Consider the following 17,726-nt stretch of genomic DNA (forward strand, 5'->3'; position numbering starts at 1 on the left):
TTCCCCGTGAACGCGCAGCGGGGACGGGCCCGGGGTCTCAGACCCAGACGCCGCGGTCCTCCATGACCTTGCGCAACGTGTCGATGTGATCGGTCATGATGCCATCCACGCCCAGGTCGAGGAGCCGGTGCATGCTCTCCTCGTCGTTGACCGTCCACACGTGCACCTGGAGCCCGCGCGCGTGGGCGGCGTGCAGGAAGCGCCGGTCCACCACCTGGATGCCGGACTGGATCTCGGGGACCTGGGCGGCCACCGCCGAGCGGCGCACCGCGGCCGGCAGCCCCCAGGAGCGCAGCCGCAGGTGGAGCACGCCCCGCGTGCCGTACGACGTGGCCAGGCGGGGGCCGGCCAGCCGCTGGGCGCGCACCACTCGTGCCTCGGAGAACGAGCCGAGGCAGATCCGGTCCCAGGAGTCCGTCCGTCCGACCAGGTCGAGGAAGGGCAGCAGGGCGGCCTCCGCCTTGACGTCCACGTTCCAGCGCACGTCGGGGAAGGTCTCCAGGAGCTCCTCGAAGAGGGGGAGCGGTTCCCGGCCCGCCACGCGCGCGTGCCGTATCTCCTGCCACGGCAGGTCGGCGATCCGGCCCTCGCCGTCCGTCACCCGGTCCAGGGTCGCGTCGTGGAAGGCGACGAGTTTGCCGTCCCGGGTGGTGTGGACGTCGGTCTCGATGTACCGGTAGCCGGCCTCGGCGGCGCACCGGAACTGCCGCACGGTGTTCTCCAGGCCGTCGGCGGCCCCGCCCCGGTGGGCGAAGGCGATCGGGCCGGGATGGTCGAGGTAGGGATGGCGTATCCGCGGGGTCACGGACGCAGTATCGCTCCTCGGGGTTGACCCGTGGCAACGACCGTGCTGCCGCCGGATGCCGCAGGGACGGCGAACACGCGCAGGAACACCTGGGCGAGGGGGCCGATCGCCAGGGCGTACAGGAGGGTGCCGATCCCGACGGTCCCGCCCAGGGCGAAGCCGGTCGCCACGACCGCCAGCTCGATGCCCGTGCGGACCAGGCGGATCGAGACGCCGGTGAGCTGGTGCAGCCCCGTCATGAGGCCGTCGCGCGGGCCCGGTCCGAAGCGGGCCGCGATGTACAGGCCGGTCGCCGCGCCGTTCAGGACGATCCCCGCCACCATCAGCGTGATGCGCGGCGCCGGGCCGTGGGCGTCGGGCATCAGGGCCAGCGTCGCGTCCATCGCCATGCCGATGACCAGCACGTTGGAGATCGTGCCCAGGCCGGGCCGCTGACGCAGCGGGATCCACGCGAGCAGTACCGCGGCGCCCACCAGGGTCAGCACGACACCGATCGACAGACCGGTCCGCTCGGCGAGGCCCTGGTGCAGCACGTTCCACGGCTCCAGCCCGAGCCCCGACCGGACCAGCAGCGCCGAACTCGCGCCGTACAGCGCGAGACCGGCGTAGAGCTGGACGAGCCGCCGGGCGAGACGCCCCCGCGTAGACATGATGTGCCCCCCTGTGGTGGTAGTGGACTGATGCATGACACCCTGTGGCTTGGATGGAGAGGCCATCCATGGCCAATCCGGGGAAGGTGGACTGATTTCGATGGCGGAGTGGACCTCGGCCGTGGGTGCGGCGCAGCTCGCCCGGCTCCTCAGCTCCCAGCAGGACCGCCCGGCGGGACCCGGCACGCGCCGGCCGCCGGCCTACCGCGCGCTCGCCGACGGCATTCGCCTGCTGGTGCTCGAAGGGCGGGTCCCGGTGGCCGCCCGGCTGCCCGCCGAACGCGAACTCGCCCTCTCCCTGTCCGTCAGCCGTACGACGGTCGCCGCCGCATATGAGGCGCTGCGCAGCGAGGGGTTCCTCGAGTCCCGGCGCGGTGCCGGCAGCTGGACCGCCGTCCCGGCCGGGAACCCGCTGCCCGCGCGCGGGCTGGAGCCCCTGCCGCCGGAGGCCCTCGGCTCGATGATCGACCTCGGCTGCGCCGCACTCCCCGCTCCCGAGCCCTGGCTCACCCGGGCCGTCCAGGGCGCCCTGGAGGAACTGCCGCCCTACGCGCACACGCACGGCGACTATCCCGCCGGGCTGCCCGCGCTGCGGGCGATGATCGCCGAGCGCTACACCGCGCGCGGGATCCCGACCATGCCCGAGCAGATCATGGTGACGACCGGGGCGATGGGCGCGATCGACGCCATCTGCCATCTGTTCGCCGGGCGGGGTGAGCGCATCGCCGTCGAGTCGCCCTCGTACGCCAACATCCTTCAGCTGATGCGGGAGGCCGGGGCCCGGCTGGTGCCCGTCGCCATGGCCGACGGGCTCAGCGGGTGGGACATGGACCGCTGGCGTCAGGTCCTGCGGGACGCCGCGCCGCGGATCGCGTACGTCGTCGCCGACTTCCACAACCCGACCGGGGCGCTCGCCGACGAGGACCAGCGGCGGCGGCTGGTGGACGCGGCGCGGTCCGCGGGGACGGTACTGATCGCCGACGAGACGATGAGCGAGCTGTGGCTCGATCCGGAGGTGCGCATGCCGCGGCAGGTGTGCGCGTTCGACCCGGCCGGGTCCACGGTGATCACGGTGGGGTCGGCGAGCAAGGCGTTCTGGGCGGGGATGCGGATCGGGTGGGTGCGGGCCGCGCCGGACGTGATCCGCAGTCTGGTCGCCGCCCGGGCGTATGCCGACCTCGGTACGCCGGTGCTGGAGCAGCTGGCCGTCAACTGGCTGTTCGGCACCGGGGGCTGGGAGCAGGCCGTGGAGGTGCGGCGGGAGCAGGCGCGGACGAACCGGGACGAGCTGGTGACCGCGGTGCGGCGGGAGCTGCCCGGCTGGGAGTTCGAGGTGCCGCAGGGCGGGCTGACGCTCTGGGTGCGCACCGGGGGTCTGTCCGGGTCGCGGCTGGCCGAGGCGGGGGAGCGCGTGGGAGTGCGGGTGCCGTCCGGGCCGCGGTTCGGGGTGGACGGGGCGTTCGAGGGGTATGTGCGCTTGCCGTTCACCGTGGGCGGGGCGGTGGCCGAGGAGGCGGCTGTGCGGTTGGCCGCGGCGGCGGGGCTCGTGGAGAGCGGTGCGGTGGGGGGTGCGGAGGCGCCGCGCACGTTTGTGGCCTAGGCCCGGCTGGGGTGTGGCTGCTGGGGCTGTGCACACCAGCAGCCACAGAGCCCGCGGTCAGGTCTCCTTGGTCAGGGCCGGCACCGGGTTCGGCAGGGGCTCCTTGGTCAGGACGGGCACTGCTTCCGGCTGTTCCGGCGTTTCCGGCGTCACCGGTACCGGCTCCGCTTCCTGCTCCCGTTCCTCCTCCACCGGTCGCGCCTCCGGCTCGCCTTCCGGCTGGTCCTGTTCCGGGATCGTCTCCCCGTCCGCCGGGGTCGTGCGCGGCGGGAGAAGGTCCAGGACCGCCTGGCAGAGGGCGTCGGGCGTCGCGTCGTCGTAGGGGTTCGGGGTGGCCGGGACCTGGAGGCGGTGGACCGGGCCCGAGCCCAGGCGGGCGTAGCCGCGGCCCGGTGGGAGCTCGTCGATCGGAGTGGTGTGCGGGGGTGCGCCCAGGACCGACTCGAGCTGGTCCGCCGTCGCCGGGCCCAGGACCACGCGGGCGCGGGTGTGCCGGCGCACCGGATCGCTGAGGGCGTCCGTGCTGTCCAGCTGGTCGGCCACGACCACCGTCACGTTCGCCGGGCGGCCGTGCCGCAGGGGGACCTGGAGGAGGGACTGCGGGTCCTTGCGGCCGTCCGCCGCGGCCAGGTGGGTGAAGGCGGTCGGGCGGTCGAGGAGGATCCACAGCGGGCGCTTGGTGTCGTCGGGTGGCGGGTGGCCCGCCTGGTGGGCCTGGTTGGCGGCGATGAGGCGGCGCTCCGTCTCGGTCGCGGCCCACTCCAGGCTGGCCGTGACCCCGGCGAGCCCGGCCTCCACGGCCAGGACGCCGTCCCGGCCGGTCAGGCAGGCGTACTCGCCGGTGCCGCCGCCGTCGACGATCACCACGTCGCCGTGGAGCAGGGCCTGCAGGGCGATGGACCGCAGCAGGGTGGAGGTGCCGCTGCCCGGCTGGCCGAGAGCCAGCAGGTGTGGCTCCGTGGAGCGCAGGCCCGTGCGCCAGACGACCGGCGGCACGTCCCGCTGCTGCTCCCCGCAGGTGAGGGGGAGGGTGCGCTGGACCCGGGAGGGGTCGGTGAAGCCGAGCACCGTCTCGCCGGGGGTGGTGACGAAACGCTGGGCGGCGATGTCGACGGGCAGCGGCAGGAGTACGCCGAGCGTCAACTGGTTGCCCTCCTCGTCCCACGTGAAGTGGTATTCGCGGCCCCGGCCCGACTTGGCCGCGAGGAGATGCTCGATCCGGGCGCGGGCCTCGGCCTCGCCGTCGGTGAAGTACGCCGGGTAGCGCACCACCAGCTGCGAGATCCGGCCACCGCCGTCGAACGCGTAGGTGGGAAAGGCCTTGTCCCACGCGCCGCCGTGGGAGTACAGCGGCTCGGGGTCCTCGGCGGCGGAGAAGTACGGCACGAGTGCCTCGTACAGCGACTTCAGCCGCTCGGTCTGCGACTCGTCGGGACCGTCGGATGCCGCCGGAGAGCGGTCCCGGCCCTGCCAGGCCGCCGCCGCCATCAGGGTGACGGCGGCGAGCAGCGGTCCGTACGGCACCAGCGCCACGACCAGGATCACGGAGGCCACCAGGAACAGTAGCGCCCCCCGTCGCTCCTTGGGGGTCTCGGCCCATCTGCGCCGCCCGGCCGCTGCCAGCCGGCGCAGACCCCGCGTGATCGTGATCAGCGGGTGGAGGACGTCGGTGGCGCTGTCGGCGGCCGTCCGGGCCAGCTCCCGGCTCCGGGCGAGCTGCGCGCTGCCGTTGCTCAGAATGCGGGGGAGGGGGCGCCGGGCCACTACTGCCTCCAGTGAGTGCGTACGGGCGGGATGCGTACGGGGGACGGGGATGTCAGAACTTGATTCCGCCGAGGAGGCTCGCCAGGCTCTCGCCGCCCGCCTTGATGCTCGGGGCGATGGCCGTGCTCGCCAGATAGAAGCCGAACAGCATGGCGATCACGGCATGCGACGCCTTCAGCCCGTCCTTGCGGAAGAAGATGAAGACGACGATGCCGAGCAGGACCACGCCTGAGATGGAGAGGATCATTTGAGTTCTCCTGGTTCGCGGGGACAGTCACCATGAGTACTTCCAGGCTCACAGGATGTATCCATACGATAAAAGGTGCAACTGGGTGAAATTCGGACGATTTCTCCCGAGTGGTGGAGTGGTCCCGGGCCCGGTGGAGCCGGGCTGTTGCGCTTGTCCGGGTCTGTGCTGATCTTTACCTCGGGCACATCGGGTCATGTGCCGCGCGAGCCAGTACCCTGGCGATTCACTCGTACGGCTGCGCCCCTCGCAGGCGTACGCACCCCGAGCCGATGCGCAGTGGAGAGGCGGTCCGTCCGATGACCGAAGTCCCCGACCCCGAGGTCGTGGAGCTGGCGACCAAGATCTTCGATCTGGCCCGGCGGGGACAGACCGAGGCGCTCGTGGCGTACGTCGACGCGGGCGTTCCGGCCAACCTCACCAACGACCGCGGCGACTCGCTCGTGATGCTCGCCGCCTATCACGGCCACTCCGAGGCGGTGCGCGCGCTGCTCGACCGCGGTGCCGAGGCCGACCGGGTCAACGACCGAGGCCAGACCCCGCTCGCCGGAGCGGTCTTCAAGGGGGAGGCGGACGTCATCAAGGTGCTCCTGGAGGGCGGCGCCGACCCGTCCGCCGGCACGCCCTCGGCGGTCGACACCGCAAGGATGTTCGGCCGGACGGAATTGCTCGAACTGTTCGGCGAGCACTGAGCCGACAGGTCTGACCAGCAACGACACAGAAAACGGGGGAGGCGGTACAGGGCCGCCGAAATTTCGGTCGCGGCAGACGAGAGTGCCGAGTCATCATGACGACGTGGTTCACGGACGTGATGGCTGGGCAGGTGTTGCCGCACCGCGCGGACCGTGACGCGGTCCGCAAGGGCCACCGACGAGAGGCAGAGGAAGATGGTCTACAGCAAGCAGGAAACGGCGGGCACTCCGGCGTGTTGTCACGCGGCCAGGTAGTACACGTCCCCGGTTGCGTCGACGCTTGATGTGAGGCTGTTTCCCATGTTCGATCCGGTCATAGCGCCCAGCGGTACGCTGCTCGGCCTGCTCCAGCGGGGCCGCGGCGACGGCACGTTGCACGCGCTCACCGCCCCGCGCCCCGAGGCGCTGGCGGCATTGAACCACTGTGTGCTGCGCGATCCCCGCCACGACTGGCAGGTGGAGAACCGCTCCCTCTACTACGCCCGCCTCTACCTCGACCTCAACGGCGAGCTGGACGAGATCGAGGCCCATCTCTTCTGCGCCGAGGACGTCCTCGACAGCGACGAGTCACGCACCGGGCTCGCCCTCGCCGTCCTCGGGCACCTCGCCTCCTACGGCAGGCGGGACGCGCTCGAACTGCTGCGCAGGTACGCCGCGCAGGGCTCCAACTGGGCCTGGGCCCTCGACGAGCTGGCCCTCAGGGACGACGACGCGGGTCTGCGTGCCCTCGCCGCACCCGTCCTCGCCCGCTTCCCGGCCGATCCGGAGGGCGATGCCGAACTGGCCGCCACCGTCCGGGACGCCTTCGAGCCCCGGCCGTGGCGCCTGTGGGCCGAGGATCCGCGCGAATCCGTCGCCACCCGCGTGCGTGCCGCCCACGAAACGGGCTGCTTCGACCGCTGGCAGCGGCAGATGCGGCCCTCCGGCCCCCGCCCGGGGTGGAGCGTGCAAGCCGTCTTCGAGTGGGCCCAGCAGGGCATCGAGCGGGGTGCCGCCCTCCATGTGCCGGCCGCCCGCTGCCTCACCGCCGTGGCGGGCCCCGAGGACCGGGCCGAGATCGTCCGGGCGGCCAAGGACGGCACCGACGGTGCCCGGTGCACGGCCCTCAGGTACCTCGCCGACGGCAACGATCCCGAGGCCCTCGAGCTGATCGAGGGCGCCGTGGCCACCGGCTCGACGCTCGTCGTGGACGCGGCCGTCGACGCCTTCGAACGGATGCGCTCGCTCGCCGCCGTGGACCGGGCCCGCAGCTGGGCCCGTCGGCCGGACGCCCTCGGTGCCGCCGCCGGACGCGTCCTCGCCTGCCGGGGCGGGGCGCACGACCGCGACCTGGTCCTCGCGGCGCTGCGGGAGGCCGTACGGGGCGAAGGCCCCGACGCGCCGACCCTGTGGACCCTCGTGGACGGCACCGGACGGCTCGGCATCGCCTGCGCCGCACCCGTACTCCGCCACGTCTACCGCGAGACCGCCTCCTCCCATCTGCGCGGCCGGGCCGCCCGGGCCCTCGCCGCCACCGACCCCTCCTTCGCCACCGGCTTCGCCGTCGAGTGCCTGTGGGACTGCGAGGAGACCACCCGGGAGATCGCCGCCCGGCACGCCGAGACCGGAGACACCCGCGTCGTCGAGCGACTGCGCCGGCTCGCCGCCGACCCGGCCGAGGAGGCCGAGGTGCAGACGGCCGTACGCAGCCGGATCGGGCCCGAGGAGACCGCCGTGTGACCCCCCTCCCCGAGGGGATGCCGGGGCGGATTCGCACCTCCAGGATGAACACGGGATGACTCGCGGGTCAGGAGGGCATGGACGCCGCCTGACCTGCGCGGGTGCACCTCAGAACGCTCATAGGACGTTCCTCGCCCGGAAAGATCCACGTTGACGCGGCCACGTCCGGCACGGCGACAACACCCCTATGCGTGTCGTCATCGTGACCGAATCCTTTCCCCCCGACGTGAACGGCGTGGCCCACTGCGCGCTCCAGACCGCCCGGCACCTCGTCGATCGCGGTCACGCCCCCGCCGTCGTCGCCCCCGCCCCCGCACCCGGCAACAAGCCCGACGCCTTCGCGCCGTGCCCCGTCGTCCACGTCCCCTCCCTCCCGCTCCCCGGCTACCCCCAGGTCCGCGTCGCCCTTCCCAGCCGCCGCCTGGCCGCCACCCTCATCGAGCACCGTGCCGATGTGGTCCACCTCGCCAGCCCCTTCGTCCTCGGCGTGCGCGGCATGGCCGCCGCCGCCCGCCTCGGCATCCCCGCCGTCGCCGTCTACCAGACCGACCTGGCGGGATACGCCCGTACGTACATGGGTGCCGGAGAGGCCGCCGCCTGGCGGCGCATCCGCTCCGTCCACGGCGCCGCCGACCTCACCCTCGCCCCGTCCGGCGTGGCCCTGCACGACCTGGAGACCCACGGTGTGCCCCGGGTCGAGCTGTGGCCGCGCGGCGTGGACACCGAGCGCTTCCGGCCCGACCGGCGCGACGAGGCCCTGCGCCGCGAACTCGCCCCGAACGGCGAGCTGATCGTCGGCTACGTCGGCCGGCTCGCCCCCGAGAAGCAGGTCGAACTCCTCGCCGGTGCCTGCGGCCTGGAGGGCGTCCGGGTCGTGATCGTCGGCGACGGCCCCAGCCGGCCCGGCCTGGAGCAGGCGCTGCCCGGCGCCGTCTTCCTCGGCCGACGCACGGGTGACGACCTTGCCCGGATCTTCGCCTCGCTGGACGCCTTCGTGCACACGGGCCCCTTCGAGACCTTCTGCCAGACGGTCCAGGAGGCCATGGCCAGCGGCCTGCCGGTGGTGGCGCCCGCCGCGGGCGGACCGCTGGACCTGGTCGCCCACGGGCACACCGGGCTGCTCGTGCCGCCGCGCGACGCGACCGCCGTCCGGGACGCCGTGCGGTCCCTGGCCGCCGATCCCGGGCTGCGGGCCGCCTTCGGCGCCGCCGGGCGTGCCACGGTCGAGGGCCGCACCTGGGCGGCCGTCGGCGACCAGCTGATCGGGCACTACGCGAAGGTCCTCGCCGGGCGCCGGACGGCGGTGGCGGCATGAGCGACTCGCGTGCGGGCAGCGGCAGCCGCCAGTCGCTGCGGATCGTCCGGCTCGCCAACTTCGTCGCTCCCTCGTCCGGCGGACTGCGCACCGCGCTGCGCGAGCTCGGCAAGGGCTTCAAGGCGGCGGGACACGAACCCGTCCTGGTGGTCCCCGGCGAGCGCATGAGCGACCGCGAGACCGAGCAGGGGCGGGTGGTCACCCTCCCCGGGCCGCTGCTGCCCGGCACCGGCGGCTACCGCGTCCTCGCCGACAGGCGACGGGTGGCCCGGCTCCTGGAGGAGCTCGCGCCGGACCGGCTGGAGGTGTCCGACCGGACGACCCTGAGGTGGACCGGCAGGTGGGCGCGGCGGGCCCGGGTCCCGGCCGTGATGGTCTCCCACGAGACGGCCGACGGGGTGCTGCGCACCTGGGGTGTGCCCGAGGGAACCGCCCGGCGTGCCGCCGACGCCCTCAACGTCCGTACGGCCCACACCTACTCGCGGGTGGTGTGCACCACCGAGTTCGCCGAGCGGGAGTTCGTGCGGATCGGGGCCCGCAACGTCGTCCGGGCCCCGCTCGGCGTCGATCTGGTGCAGCGCCACCCCGCCCTGCGCGACCCGGAGGTACGGGCCGGGCACGCGCGCGGGGACGAGACGCTGCTCGTGATGTGCTCGCGGCTGTCCGTGGAGAAGCGGCCCGGCACCGCGCTGGACACCCTGGAGGCGCTGCGGCGGCGCGGGCGCCGGGCGGTGCTGGTGGTGGCCGGGGACGGGCCGTTGCGCGCCCGGCTCGCACAGCGGGCGCGCGAGGGCGGCCTGCCGGTCACCTTCCTCGGGCACGTCTCCGACCGCGGGCTGCTCGGCGCGCTCCAGGCGTCCGCCGACGTGGCCCTGGCACCGGGCCCGGCCGAGACCTTCGGGCTCGCCGCGCTGGAGGCCATGGCCTGCGGCACGCCCGTGGTGGCGAGCGCGTCGTCCGCGCTGACGGAGGTGATCGGCTCCGCCGGTGCCGTCGCGGCGGACCGCGGGGAGGCCTTCGCGGACGCCGTGGACCTGCTGCTGGAACGCCAGGAGGCGGACCGGCGCGAGGCGGCACGCGCGCGTGCGGAGTGCTTCGGGTGGAACGCGGCGGTCGACGCGTTTCTCGCCGCTCACGACGCGGCCGTCCCCGTCCGGCCGTTCGTGCCCGGGGGCGTGGCATGAGACCCCCGCGGTTCGAGGGGCTGCCGAGGTTCGTGGCCCTCGGTGACTCGCTCACCGAGGGCGTGGGGGTCCCGTCGGGGACGGGGTGTGGCGCGGCTGGGCCGCGCTCCTCGCGGACGGGCTCGCCGGGGAGCCGGCCGCCTTCACCAACCTCGCGGTGAGCGGCTCGCAGACCCGGGACGTGCTGGAGCGGCAACTGCCCGCCGCGCTGGACCTGCGGCCCGACCTCGTGTCCGTCGTCGTCGGCGTCAACGACACCCTGCGCTGCACCTTCGACATCCGGGCCGTGGCCGCCCGGCTCGACCAGGTGTACACGGCCTGCAGCGAGCAGGGAGCGGTCCTGCTCACCGCGTGCCTGCCCGACCCGGGCACGATGCTCGGCCTGCCGGGGGCCCTGGCCGGCCCGCTGGCCCGGCGGCAACGGGCCGTGAACACGGTGGTGCACGCCTTGTCCGAGCGGTACGAGGCGCTGCACCTGCACGCCTGCGAGGGCGACTGGGTCACCGACCGTGCCCTGTGGAGCGCGGACCGGCTGCACCCCGGAGAACGCGGGCACCGGCAGCTCGCCCTGCGCTTCCACGCGCTGCTCGCGGAGCACGGCCTCGCGACGGGGCCCGCGCCCTCGCCCGAGCCCGGGTTCCCCGCCCCGACGAGGTCGGCGAGCCTGCGGTGGCTGGTCACGGCCGGGACCGGGTGGGTGGCGCGCCGGTGCACCGACCTGCTGCCCCAGCTTCTGACCCTGGCCGCCGACGAGCTCCGGCACCGCGCCCGGGGCACGAGCGCCCGGCTCGACCTGAGGGCCTCGGCCGCGGTGTCCGCCGCCCTCGCCGCCCTGTCGGTGGCGGAGCAGGCGGACGCCGCCTGACGGGCCTGTCGCGGATATGCCCTAACGGCGGCGTACGGCCACGAAGCGGACCGGCGTGCCGGGGACCGCCTGGGCGGCGGCCGGGAGGTCGGCGGCGCGGACCACGGCAATCACCGGGTAGCCCCCGGTGGTCGGATGGTCGGCCAGGAACACCACCGGCCTGCCGTCCGGCGGGACCTGTACGGCGCCCAGCGCCATGCCCTCGCTGGGGAGTTCGCCCGGCCGGGCCCGCTCCAGGGCCGGTCCCTGTGTGCGCAGTCCGATGCGGTTGCTCGCGGAGGACACCCGGTAGGCGCGGGAGGCGAAGGTGCGCACGGCCTCCGGCGTGAACCAGCCGTCGCGCGGGCCGAGGGTCACCCGCAGCACCAGCTCGGCCGGTGGCGCCGGCTGCGGGGCGACGTCCACGCCCGGGTGCACGCCGGCCGGCCGGCCCAGGGGCAGTACCGTCCCGTCCGCGAGCGGGGGCGGGCCGAGCCCCGACAGCAGGTCCGTCGACCGGCTGCCGAGCACCGGCTCGACCGCGATGCCCCCGGCGAACCCCACGTAGGCGCGTAGGCCCGACACCGCGGGTCCGACGTCCAGCAGCGCCCCCGCGGGCACGCGCACCGGCGCGCCCCAGGCGACGGGCCGTCCGTCCACCGTGACCCGGCAGGGCGCACCCGCCACCGCCACGGTGACGGTCGAACGGGGGCGTACGGCACAGCCGTTGAGGGTGGTCTCCAGCACGGCCGTCCCGGGCGGATTCCCGACGAGCCGGTTGACGAGGTCCGCGGCGGGCCCGTCCAGCGCCCCGGCGCGGGGGACGCCGAGATGGGCGTGGCCGGGGCGGCCGGAGTCCTGCACGGTGGTGAGGGCCCCGGCCCGGACGACGGCGAGCGCACGGTCCGTCATGACTCCGCCTCGGGGACGAACCGCACCCGTGTGCCCGGCGACAGCAGCGCGGCCGGCACGCGCGCGTGGTCCCACAGCACGGCGTCCGTCGTGCCGATCAGCTGCCAGCCGCCCGGCGACGAGCGCGGGTACACGCCGGTGTACGGGCCCGCCAGGGCGACCGACCCTGCCGGGACGGCCGTGCGCGGAGTGGCCCGGCGCGGGACGTCGTAGCGCGGCGGCAGCCCGGTGAGGTAGCCGAAGCCGGGTGCGAAGCCGCAGAAGGCGACCCGGAACTCGGTGCCGGCGTGGATGCGGGCCACCTCCTCCTCCGGCACACCCCACCGGGCGGCGACGTCGGCCAGGTCCGGGCCGTCGTAGCGCACCGGGATCTCCACGACCTCGCGCGCGCGTGGGGGAGCGGACGGCAGGTCGGCGGCGGTCAGTTCGGCGGCCAGCCGGGCGGGGGAGTCGAGGCCGTCGAGGAGGACGGTGCGGGCCGCGGGCACGATCTCGCGGGCCGAGAGCGAGCCCTCCGTGCGGCGCCGCAGCAGCTCGGCATGCAGGGCCTGGGCCTCGTCGCCCGAGGAGACCTCGACGAGCAGGGCGTCCTCGCCGACGGGTAGCACCTTCATGCGAAGGCCTCCACCCGGACGCCCGAGACCTCCAGGCGCTCGCGCACCCGGCGCGCCAGCTCCACCGCGCCCGGGGTGTCGCCGTGCAGGCACAGGGAACGCGCGCGCACCTCGATGCGCTTCCCCGAGCCGGAGACGACCTCGCCGGAACGGGCCAACCCCAGGGAGCGTTCCACGACGGCGTCCGGGTCGGTGACCACGGCGCCCTCCAGGGTGCGCGGCACCAGCGTGCCCGCATCGGTGTACGCCCGGTCCGCGAATGCCTCGGCGACGACCGGCAGCCCGGCCTTCCCGGCCAGCTCCAGCAGGCGCGAGCCGGGCAGCCCGAGCACCGGCAGCGTGGCGTCCGCGAGGAGCACGCCGTCGACGACCGCGGCGGCCTGCTCCTCGTCGTGCACGACCCGGTTGTAGAGCGCGCCGTGCGGCTTGACGTAGGCCACGCGGGCGCCGGACGCCCGCGCGAAGACCTCGAGGGCGCCGATCTGGTAGGCGACTTCGGCCGCCAGCTCGGCGGGCGGCACGTCCATCGCGCGCCGCCCGAACCCGGCCAGGTCCCGGTAGGACACCTGGGCGCCGATCCGGACCCCGCGCTCGGCCGCCAGCTCGCACACCCGGCGCATGGTGACCGCGTCCCCGGCGTGGAAGCCGCACGCCACATTGGCGCTGGTGACGACGGACAGCAGCCGTTCGTCGTCGGTGAGCCGCCAGCGGCCGAAGCCCTCGCCGAGGTCGGCGTTCAGGTCGATCGAGGTCATGTGCGGTGTCTCCTGTCAGGCCACGCGGTACTGCTCGTCGCGGGCGTCGGTGAGGAACATCTGCCCCGGGGCGTGTGTGAGGGCGAACGGCGGACGCGAGGCCATCACGGCCGCCTGCGGGGTCACCCCGCAGGCCCAGAAGACCGGGATGTCGTCCGGTTCGGCGTCCACCGGGTCCCCGAAGTCGGGGCGGCCGAGGTCGCCGATGCCGAGGCCCGAGGGATCGCCGCAGTGCACGGGGCTGCCGTGCACCGCCGGCAGCAGGCTGCTCTCCCGGATCGCCGCCGCCAGGTGCCGGGGCGGCACCGGCCGCATCGAGACCACCAGCGGCCCGTGCAGCCGCCCCGCCGGACGGCACTGGCGGCTCGTCACGTACATCGGGACGTTGCGGCCCTGCTCGACGTGGCGGATCGGCACGCCCGCCTCGCCCAGCGCCCACTCGAAGGTGAAGCTGCACCCGATCAGGAACGACACCAGGTCGTCCCGCCAGTACGCGCGCACGTCCGTCGGCTCGTCCACCAGCTCGCCGTCCCGCCACACCCGGTAGCGCGGCAGGTCGGTGCGCAGGTCCGCGCCGTCGGCCAGCACGGTCGTCCAGGAACCGGCGTCCGTGACGTCGAGGACCGGGCAGGGCTTGGGGTTGCGCTGGCAGAACAGCAGCATGTCGTAGGCCCAGTCGGCGGGCACCGAGATCAGGTTGACCTGGGTGTGGCCCGCCGCGACCCCGGCCGTGGGGCCCGTCAGGCCCTCCCGGAAGCGGGCCCGGGCCGTTTCGGGGCTCCACGCGTGCGCGTGCTCGTCGAGAAGGAGCAGGGGGCGGTCCTCGGTGCTCGTGCGGTTCACGCGAGCTCCTTCCCGCGCGTCTCCGGCAGCCCGAGCAGCGCCAGCGCCGCGATGCCGTAGCCGATCGCGCCGAAGACGAGCGCGCCGCCCACGCCCCAGCTGTCGGCCAGGAACCCGACCGTCGTCGGGAACACGGCACCCACCGCGCGGCCGGTGTTGTACGTGAAGCCCTGCCCGGTCCCGCGCACCGCCGTCGGGTACAGCTCGCTCAGGTACGACCCGAAGCCGCTGAAGATCGCCGACATGCAGAACCCGAGCGGGAAACCGAGCACCAGCAGCAGGGTGTTGGCGCCGCTCGGGATGTTCGCGTACGCCAGGATGCAGATCGCCGACAGCAGCGCGAAGAGCCAGATGTTGCGCCTCCGGCCCAGCTTGTCGGTGAGGTATCCGCCGGTCAGGTAGCCGATGAAGGCGCCCGAGATCAGGAACGTCAGATAGCCGCCGGTGCCGACGACCGACAGGTCGCGCTCGGACTTCAGATACGTCGGCACCCAGGTGGCCAGCGTGTAGTAGCCGCCCTGGACACCGGTCGAGAGCAGCACCGCGAAGATCGTCGTCCGCAGCAGGCCGGGCTTGAAGATCGCCGTGAACGAGCCCTTCTCCGCGCTCTGTTCACGAGCGGCCGCCGCCTCGGGCGCGTCCTGCACACTGCGCCGCAGCCAGATGACGAGCAGCGCGGGCAGCGCCCCGGTCCAGAACATGATGCGCCAGGCCAGGTCGTCCCCGGCCACCGAGAAGATGACGGTGTAGGCGATCACGGCCATGCCCCAGCCCACGGCCCAGGAGCTCTGGATCGCGCCGAGCGTGCGGCCCCGGTGCTTGGCGCTCGCGTACTCGGCGACCAGGATCGCGCCGACCGCCCACTCGCCGCCGAAACCGAGGCCCTGGAGGGCGCGGAAGACCAGCAGCGTCTCGTAGTTGGGCGCGAAACCGCAGGCGACGGTGAACACCGCGTAGGTGATCACCGTGACCATCAGCGCCTTCACCCGGCCGACGCGGTCGGCGAGCACGCCCGCGAGTGCGCCGCCGATCGCGGAGACCACCAGGGTGACCGTCGTGAAGAGGCCGGTCTGGCCGCTGTTCAGGCCGAAGTAGGCCGACAGCGCGACCATGCTGAGCGGCAGCGTGAAGTAGTCGTACGAGTCCAGGGCATAGCCGCCGAAGGCGCCGGTGAAGGCGCGGCGGCCGCGCGGTCCCAGGGCCCGCAGCCAGCCGAACGCCCCGTCGCCGGAGGTGTGTTCGGCGGTCATGGGGCGCGTGTCGTCGGTCAGGGCCTGGGGTGGAGGGGTCGTGCTCATGGGCACCTCGCAGTGGGAGGACGGAGGGTGCTTCGGGGTGAGCCGTGCCGTACGGAAGCGGTCGGCGCCGCGGTGAGGGAAGCGACGCCGTGCGGAGTACCGTAGGGGATTGTTCAACGATCCCTCAATACCCATGTTGGTTCGTTCTTGTGATCTGCGATTGAATTCCGGCATGGCAGAGCAGCTGAAGGACCTCGCCGACGACCGGGCCCTCCTGGGGCGCACCAGCACCGCGGAACGGGTCTCGGACATCCTCAGGAGCCGGATCGCCGAGGGCTACTTCCCGCCCGGCACCCGCCTGTCGGAGGACAGCATCGGCGGCGCGCTCGGGGTCTCCCGCAACACGCTGCGCGAGGCGTTCCGGCTGCTCACGCACGAGCGTCTGCTCGTCCACGAGCTGAACCGGGGCGTCTTCGTCCGGGTCCTGACCGTGGAGGACGTCGAGGACATCTACCGCACCCGGCGGCTCGTCGAGTGCGCCGTGGTCCGCGGTCTCGGTGAGCCGCCGTACGGCCTGGACGGGCTCGCCGGGGCGGTCGCGGAAGGGCGGGCGGCGGCCCGGGAGGGTGACTGGAAGGGTGTGGGTACGGCCAACATCCACTTCCACCGGGAACTGGTCGCACTCGCCGCGAGCGAGCGCACGGAGGAGCTGATGCGGAGCGTCTTCGCCGAACTGCGGCTGGCGTTCCACGTGGTGGACGAGCCGCAGCGGCTGCACGAACCGTACATCGCACGAAATGTCTCGATTCTGGAGGCTCTTCAGGCGGGGGATCGCGGGACGGCCGAGGGTCTGCTCGCCGGATACCTCGACGACTCGCTGGAGCGGGTGGTCGAGGTGTACCGGCGGCGGGTCGGCGAGGACGGCTGAGGGCGCCGGCTCAGGGGGCGTACCGCGTCGTTTGGGTCGTTGTCAGACCCAGGACCTAGTCTGTGCACCGTGACTTCGCCTGCATCGACGGACAGCGTTCCGCCCCAGCTCAGCGTGGGGCCGCGCCCCGCACCGGGGCCGGCCGCCGACGAGGGCCTGGCGCGGCGCCTGCGCGCGCTCGCCTGCACCGCGCCGCTGCACGACCTGGACGCGCGCAAGGTCAACCTGGCCGGCGAGTACTCGGTGTACGGCATGGCGGAGGTCGCCCTCGCGGCCATCGACCTGGTCACCCTGAACATGGACTTCGACACCGGCGCGGACCACGACCAGATCGTCGCCCGGCTCATCCCGCGCATCGCCGCCCAGGCCGCGCAGCGGCCCGCCGCCGAGCACGAGCGGGTGGCCCGCTGGGTCCTGGAGAATCTGATCAACGTCGGCAGCGTCGACCGCGGCTTCCGTGCCGTGTACGGGACATTCGGGGCGGACGGCACATATGTGCGCCGCGACTACGACTTCAAGCTGATCGAGGAGGTCCCCGGCCCCGGCGGCACGGTCTACCTCCGCACGACGGACGAGGCGGTCAACGTCCTCGTCGGCGCCCTCGACACGGACGTCACCAGTGCGCAGATCGCCGCCGAGGTCAAGCTGGAGGTGCTGATCAGCCGCGGCCGGCTCGCCGACGCCCAGCTCGCGGCCGAGCAGGCCCGCTACCGCACCGTGCAGTACTCGGAGACCCTGCGCCGCGCCCTGGACGCGACCCGGCGCAACGTGCGCGCGGTGGACTGGCTCAGCACCGTCCCCGACATGATCGCCGAGGCGCTGGAGCACGTCGCCGACCGCTACCGGCACGAGAACGCGATCCTCACCAACATCCGCAAGGCGCGTGACGAGACCGAGGAGCCCGAGCACAAGCGCCGCGCCGCCGAGCTCGTCGACATCGTCAAGGACTGCATCCGCCGGCACACGCAGTTGCAGTCCCGGCTGCTGGAGGCCGGACCGCTGTTCCGCGCCGAGCAGGACCGGCAGGCCTTCGCCACACCGATGACCACATCGGGCATCGACCTGTACGGGCATCTCGTCTCGCCCGTGCTACCGCTGCCGCTGGAGCGGGCCGTCCGCGTCACCGACGCCTTCTTCGGCCGCGGCACCGGGCTGCGCACACCGGTGTCCGTCCGGGTCGGGGACCTGGTCGACATACTGCTGACGCCGCCGGTGGAGCGGGAGCACCTGGGTGCGGAGATGCCGGAGCCCGACCTCATCGCCACGCCGGACGACAGCCGGTTCAGCGAGGAGCAGATCGCGGCGGCGCAGGAGCTGCTCGACCTGCCGGCGGACGCGCCGCGCCGGTTGTCGGGGCTGCTGGCGGAGGCACGGCGGCAGGACCCCGAGCTGCCGTACCTGGTGGCCTTGCTGGCGGTGCACGCCGCCAGCCCGCCGGTCGGCACTGCCTACCGCCAGGGCGAGCAGAAGCTGCTGTTCGCCGTGGACGACGGGACCGAGCTCGACGATCCGGAGTTCGGCGGCGCGGATCTGATCGTCGGTACCGCGCTGCTGGACGCGGCCGGGATGGCGGCCGACCGGACGGAAGCAGCATGAGTCAGTACGAGTGGCACAAG

Annotated in this window: 16 protein-coding genes and 1 pseudogene; 8 read left to right on the plus strand and 9 right to left on the minus strand. The window is 73.8% G+C overall.

Going from position 1 to position 17,726, the window contains the following annotated elements:
- Positions 1 to 37 precede the first annotated feature (37 nt).
- Together G3I77_RS29145 and G3I77_RS29150 are read right to left on the minus strand one after the other, a co-directional pair.
- The gene (locus G3I77_RS29145; RefSeq protein ID WP_248508282.1) at positions 38 to 805 is read right to left on the minus strand and encodes a glycerophosphodiester phosphodiesterase; all 768 of its coding nucleotides are present in this window, start codon (positions 803 to 805) and stop codon (positions 38 to 40) included.
- Positions 802 to 1,455 carry a YitT family protein gene (locus tag G3I77_RS29150; RefSeq protein WP_248508283.1) on the minus strand — a complete coding sequence of 218 codons (654 nt, stop codon included), beginning with the start codon at positions 1,453 to 1,455 and terminating at the stop codon, positions 802 to 804. The genes G3I77_RS29145 and G3I77_RS29150 overlap by 4 nt, the downstream gene beginning before the upstream one ends.
- Before the next feature lie 100 nt (positions 1,456 to 1,555).
- On the opposite strand from G3I77_RS29150, the gene G3I77_RS29155 reads away from it, so the two are divergent.
- Complete coding sequence (locus G3I77_RS29155) at positions 1,556 to 3,055, plus strand: PLP-dependent aminotransferase family protein (protein ID WP_248508284.1); 1,500 nt, start codon at positions 1,556 to 1,558, stop codon at positions 3,053 to 3,055.
- Between the two features lie 57 nt (positions 3,056 to 3,112).
- On the opposite strand, the gene G3I77_RS29160 is transcribed toward G3I77_RS29155, so the two are convergent.
- Together G3I77_RS29160 and G3I77_RS29165 are read right to left on the minus strand one after the other, a co-directional pair.
- Positions 3,113 to 4,819 carry a type IV secretory system conjugative DNA transfer family protein gene (locus G3I77_RS29160; protein WP_248508285.1) on the minus strand — a complete coding sequence of 569 codons (1,707 nt, stop codon included), beginning with the start codon at positions 4,817 to 4,819 and terminating at the stop codon, positions 3,113 to 3,115.
- Between the two features lie 52 nt (positions 4,820 to 4,871).
- Positions 4,872 to 5,066 carry a hypothetical protein gene (locus G3I77_RS29165; protein WP_248508286.1) on the minus strand — a complete coding sequence of 65 codons (195 nt, stop codon included), beginning with the start codon at positions 5,064 to 5,066 and terminating at the stop codon, positions 4,872 to 4,874.
- 299 nt (positions 5,067 to 5,365) lie between these two features.
- On the opposite strand from G3I77_RS29165, the gene G3I77_RS29170 reads away from it, so the two are divergent.
- The 5 genes and pseudogenes from G3I77_RS29170 to G3I77_RS29190 all read left to right on the plus strand — a co-directional run bounded on the left by G3I77_RS29170 (position 5,366) and on the right by G3I77_RS29190 (position 10,841).
- The gene (locus tag G3I77_RS29170) at positions 5,366 to 5,758 is read left to right on the plus strand and encodes an ankyrin repeat domain-containing protein (protein WP_248508287.1); all 393 of its coding nucleotides are present in this window, start codon (positions 5,366 to 5,368) and stop codon (positions 5,756 to 5,758) included.
- 300 nt (positions 5,759 to 6,058) lie between these two features.
- Complete coding sequence (locus G3I77_RS29175; RefSeq protein WP_248508288.1) at positions 6,059 to 7,477, plus strand: HEAT repeat domain-containing protein; 1,419 nt, start codon at positions 6,059 to 6,061, stop codon at positions 7,475 to 7,477.
- Positions 7,478 to 7,664: 187 nt separating this feature from the next.
- A complete protein-coding gene (locus G3I77_RS29180) occupies positions 7,665 to 8,792 on the plus strand; it encodes a glycosyltransferase family 1 protein (protein ID WP_248508289.1) in 1,128 nt (375 codons plus the stop codon).
- The gene (locus G3I77_RS29185; protein ID WP_248508290.1) at positions 8,789 to 9,976 is read left to right on the plus strand and encodes a glycosyltransferase; all 1,188 of its coding nucleotides are present in this window, start codon (positions 8,789 to 8,791) and stop codon (positions 9,974 to 9,976) included. Before G3I77_RS29180 ends, G3I77_RS29185 begins: the two co-directional genes overlap by 4 nt.
- A pseudogene (locus G3I77_RS29190) lies at positions 9,973 to 10,841 on the plus strand (SGNH/GDSL hydrolase family protein). Before G3I77_RS29185 ends, G3I77_RS29190 begins: the two are co-directional and overlap by 4 nt.
- Before the next feature lie 21 nt (positions 10,842 to 10,862).
- Here the strand turns inward: G3I77_RS29190 and G3I77_RS29195 are convergent.
- The 5 genes from G3I77_RS29195 to G3I77_RS29215 are packed head-to-tail and all read right to left on the minus strand — an operon-like array spanning position 10,863 to position 15,242.
- A complete protein-coding gene (locus tag G3I77_RS29195) occupies positions 10,863 to 11,732 on the minus strand; it encodes a biotin-dependent carboxyltransferase family protein (RefSeq protein WP_248508291.1) in 870 nt (289 codons plus the stop codon).
- Positions 11,729 to 12,346, minus strand: coding sequence for an allophanate hydrolase subunit 1 (locus G3I77_RS29200; protein WP_248508292.1), 618 nt, complete (start codon positions 12,344 to 12,346; stop codon positions 11,729 to 11,731). The genes G3I77_RS29195 and G3I77_RS29200 overlap by 4 nt, the downstream gene beginning before the upstream one ends.
- Positions 12,343 to 13,101, minus strand: a complete 759-nt coding sequence (locus G3I77_RS29205; RefSeq protein ID WP_248508293.1) for a LamB/YcsF family protein — start codon at positions 13,099 to 13,101, stop codon at positions 12,343 to 12,345. The genes G3I77_RS29200 and G3I77_RS29205 overlap by 4 nt, the downstream gene beginning before the upstream one ends.
- A gap of 15 nt (positions 13,102 to 13,116) precedes the next feature.
- Positions 13,117 to 13,944: a putative hydro-lyase gene (locus tag G3I77_RS29210; protein ID WP_248508294.1), complete on the minus strand. Its 828-nt coding sequence runs from the start codon at positions 13,942 to 13,944 to the stop codon at positions 13,117 to 13,119.
- Positions 13,941 to 15,242 carry an MFS transporter gene (locus tag G3I77_RS29215; RefSeq protein WP_248508295.1) on the minus strand — a complete coding sequence of 434 codons (1,302 nt, stop codon included), beginning with the start codon at positions 15,240 to 15,242 and terminating at the stop codon, positions 13,941 to 13,943. The genes G3I77_RS29210 and G3I77_RS29215 overlap by 4 nt, the downstream gene beginning before the upstream one ends.
- Before the next feature lie 172 nt (positions 15,243 to 15,414).
- Here G3I77_RS29215 and G3I77_RS29220 point away from each other — a divergent pair, with 172 nt between their 5' ends.
- Together G3I77_RS29220 and G3I77_RS29225 are read left to right on the plus strand one after the other, a co-directional pair.
- Entirely contained in the window at positions 15,415 to 16,110 is a 696-nt protein-coding gene (locus G3I77_RS29220; protein WP_248508296.1) for a GntR family transcriptional regulator, read from the plus strand.
- 69 nt (positions 16,111 to 16,179) lie between these two features.
- Positions 16,180 to 17,706, plus strand: coding sequence for a hypothetical protein (locus G3I77_RS29225; protein WP_248508297.1), 1,527 nt, complete (start codon positions 16,180 to 16,182; stop codon positions 17,704 to 17,706).
- Positions 17,707 to 17,726: the final 20 nt, after the last annotated feature.

The sequence above is a fragment of the Streptomyces sp. D2-8 genome (assembly GCF_023184515.1).
Taxonomy (GTDB): domain Bacteria; phylum Actinomycetota; class Actinomycetes; order Streptomycetales; family Streptomycetaceae; genus Streptomyces.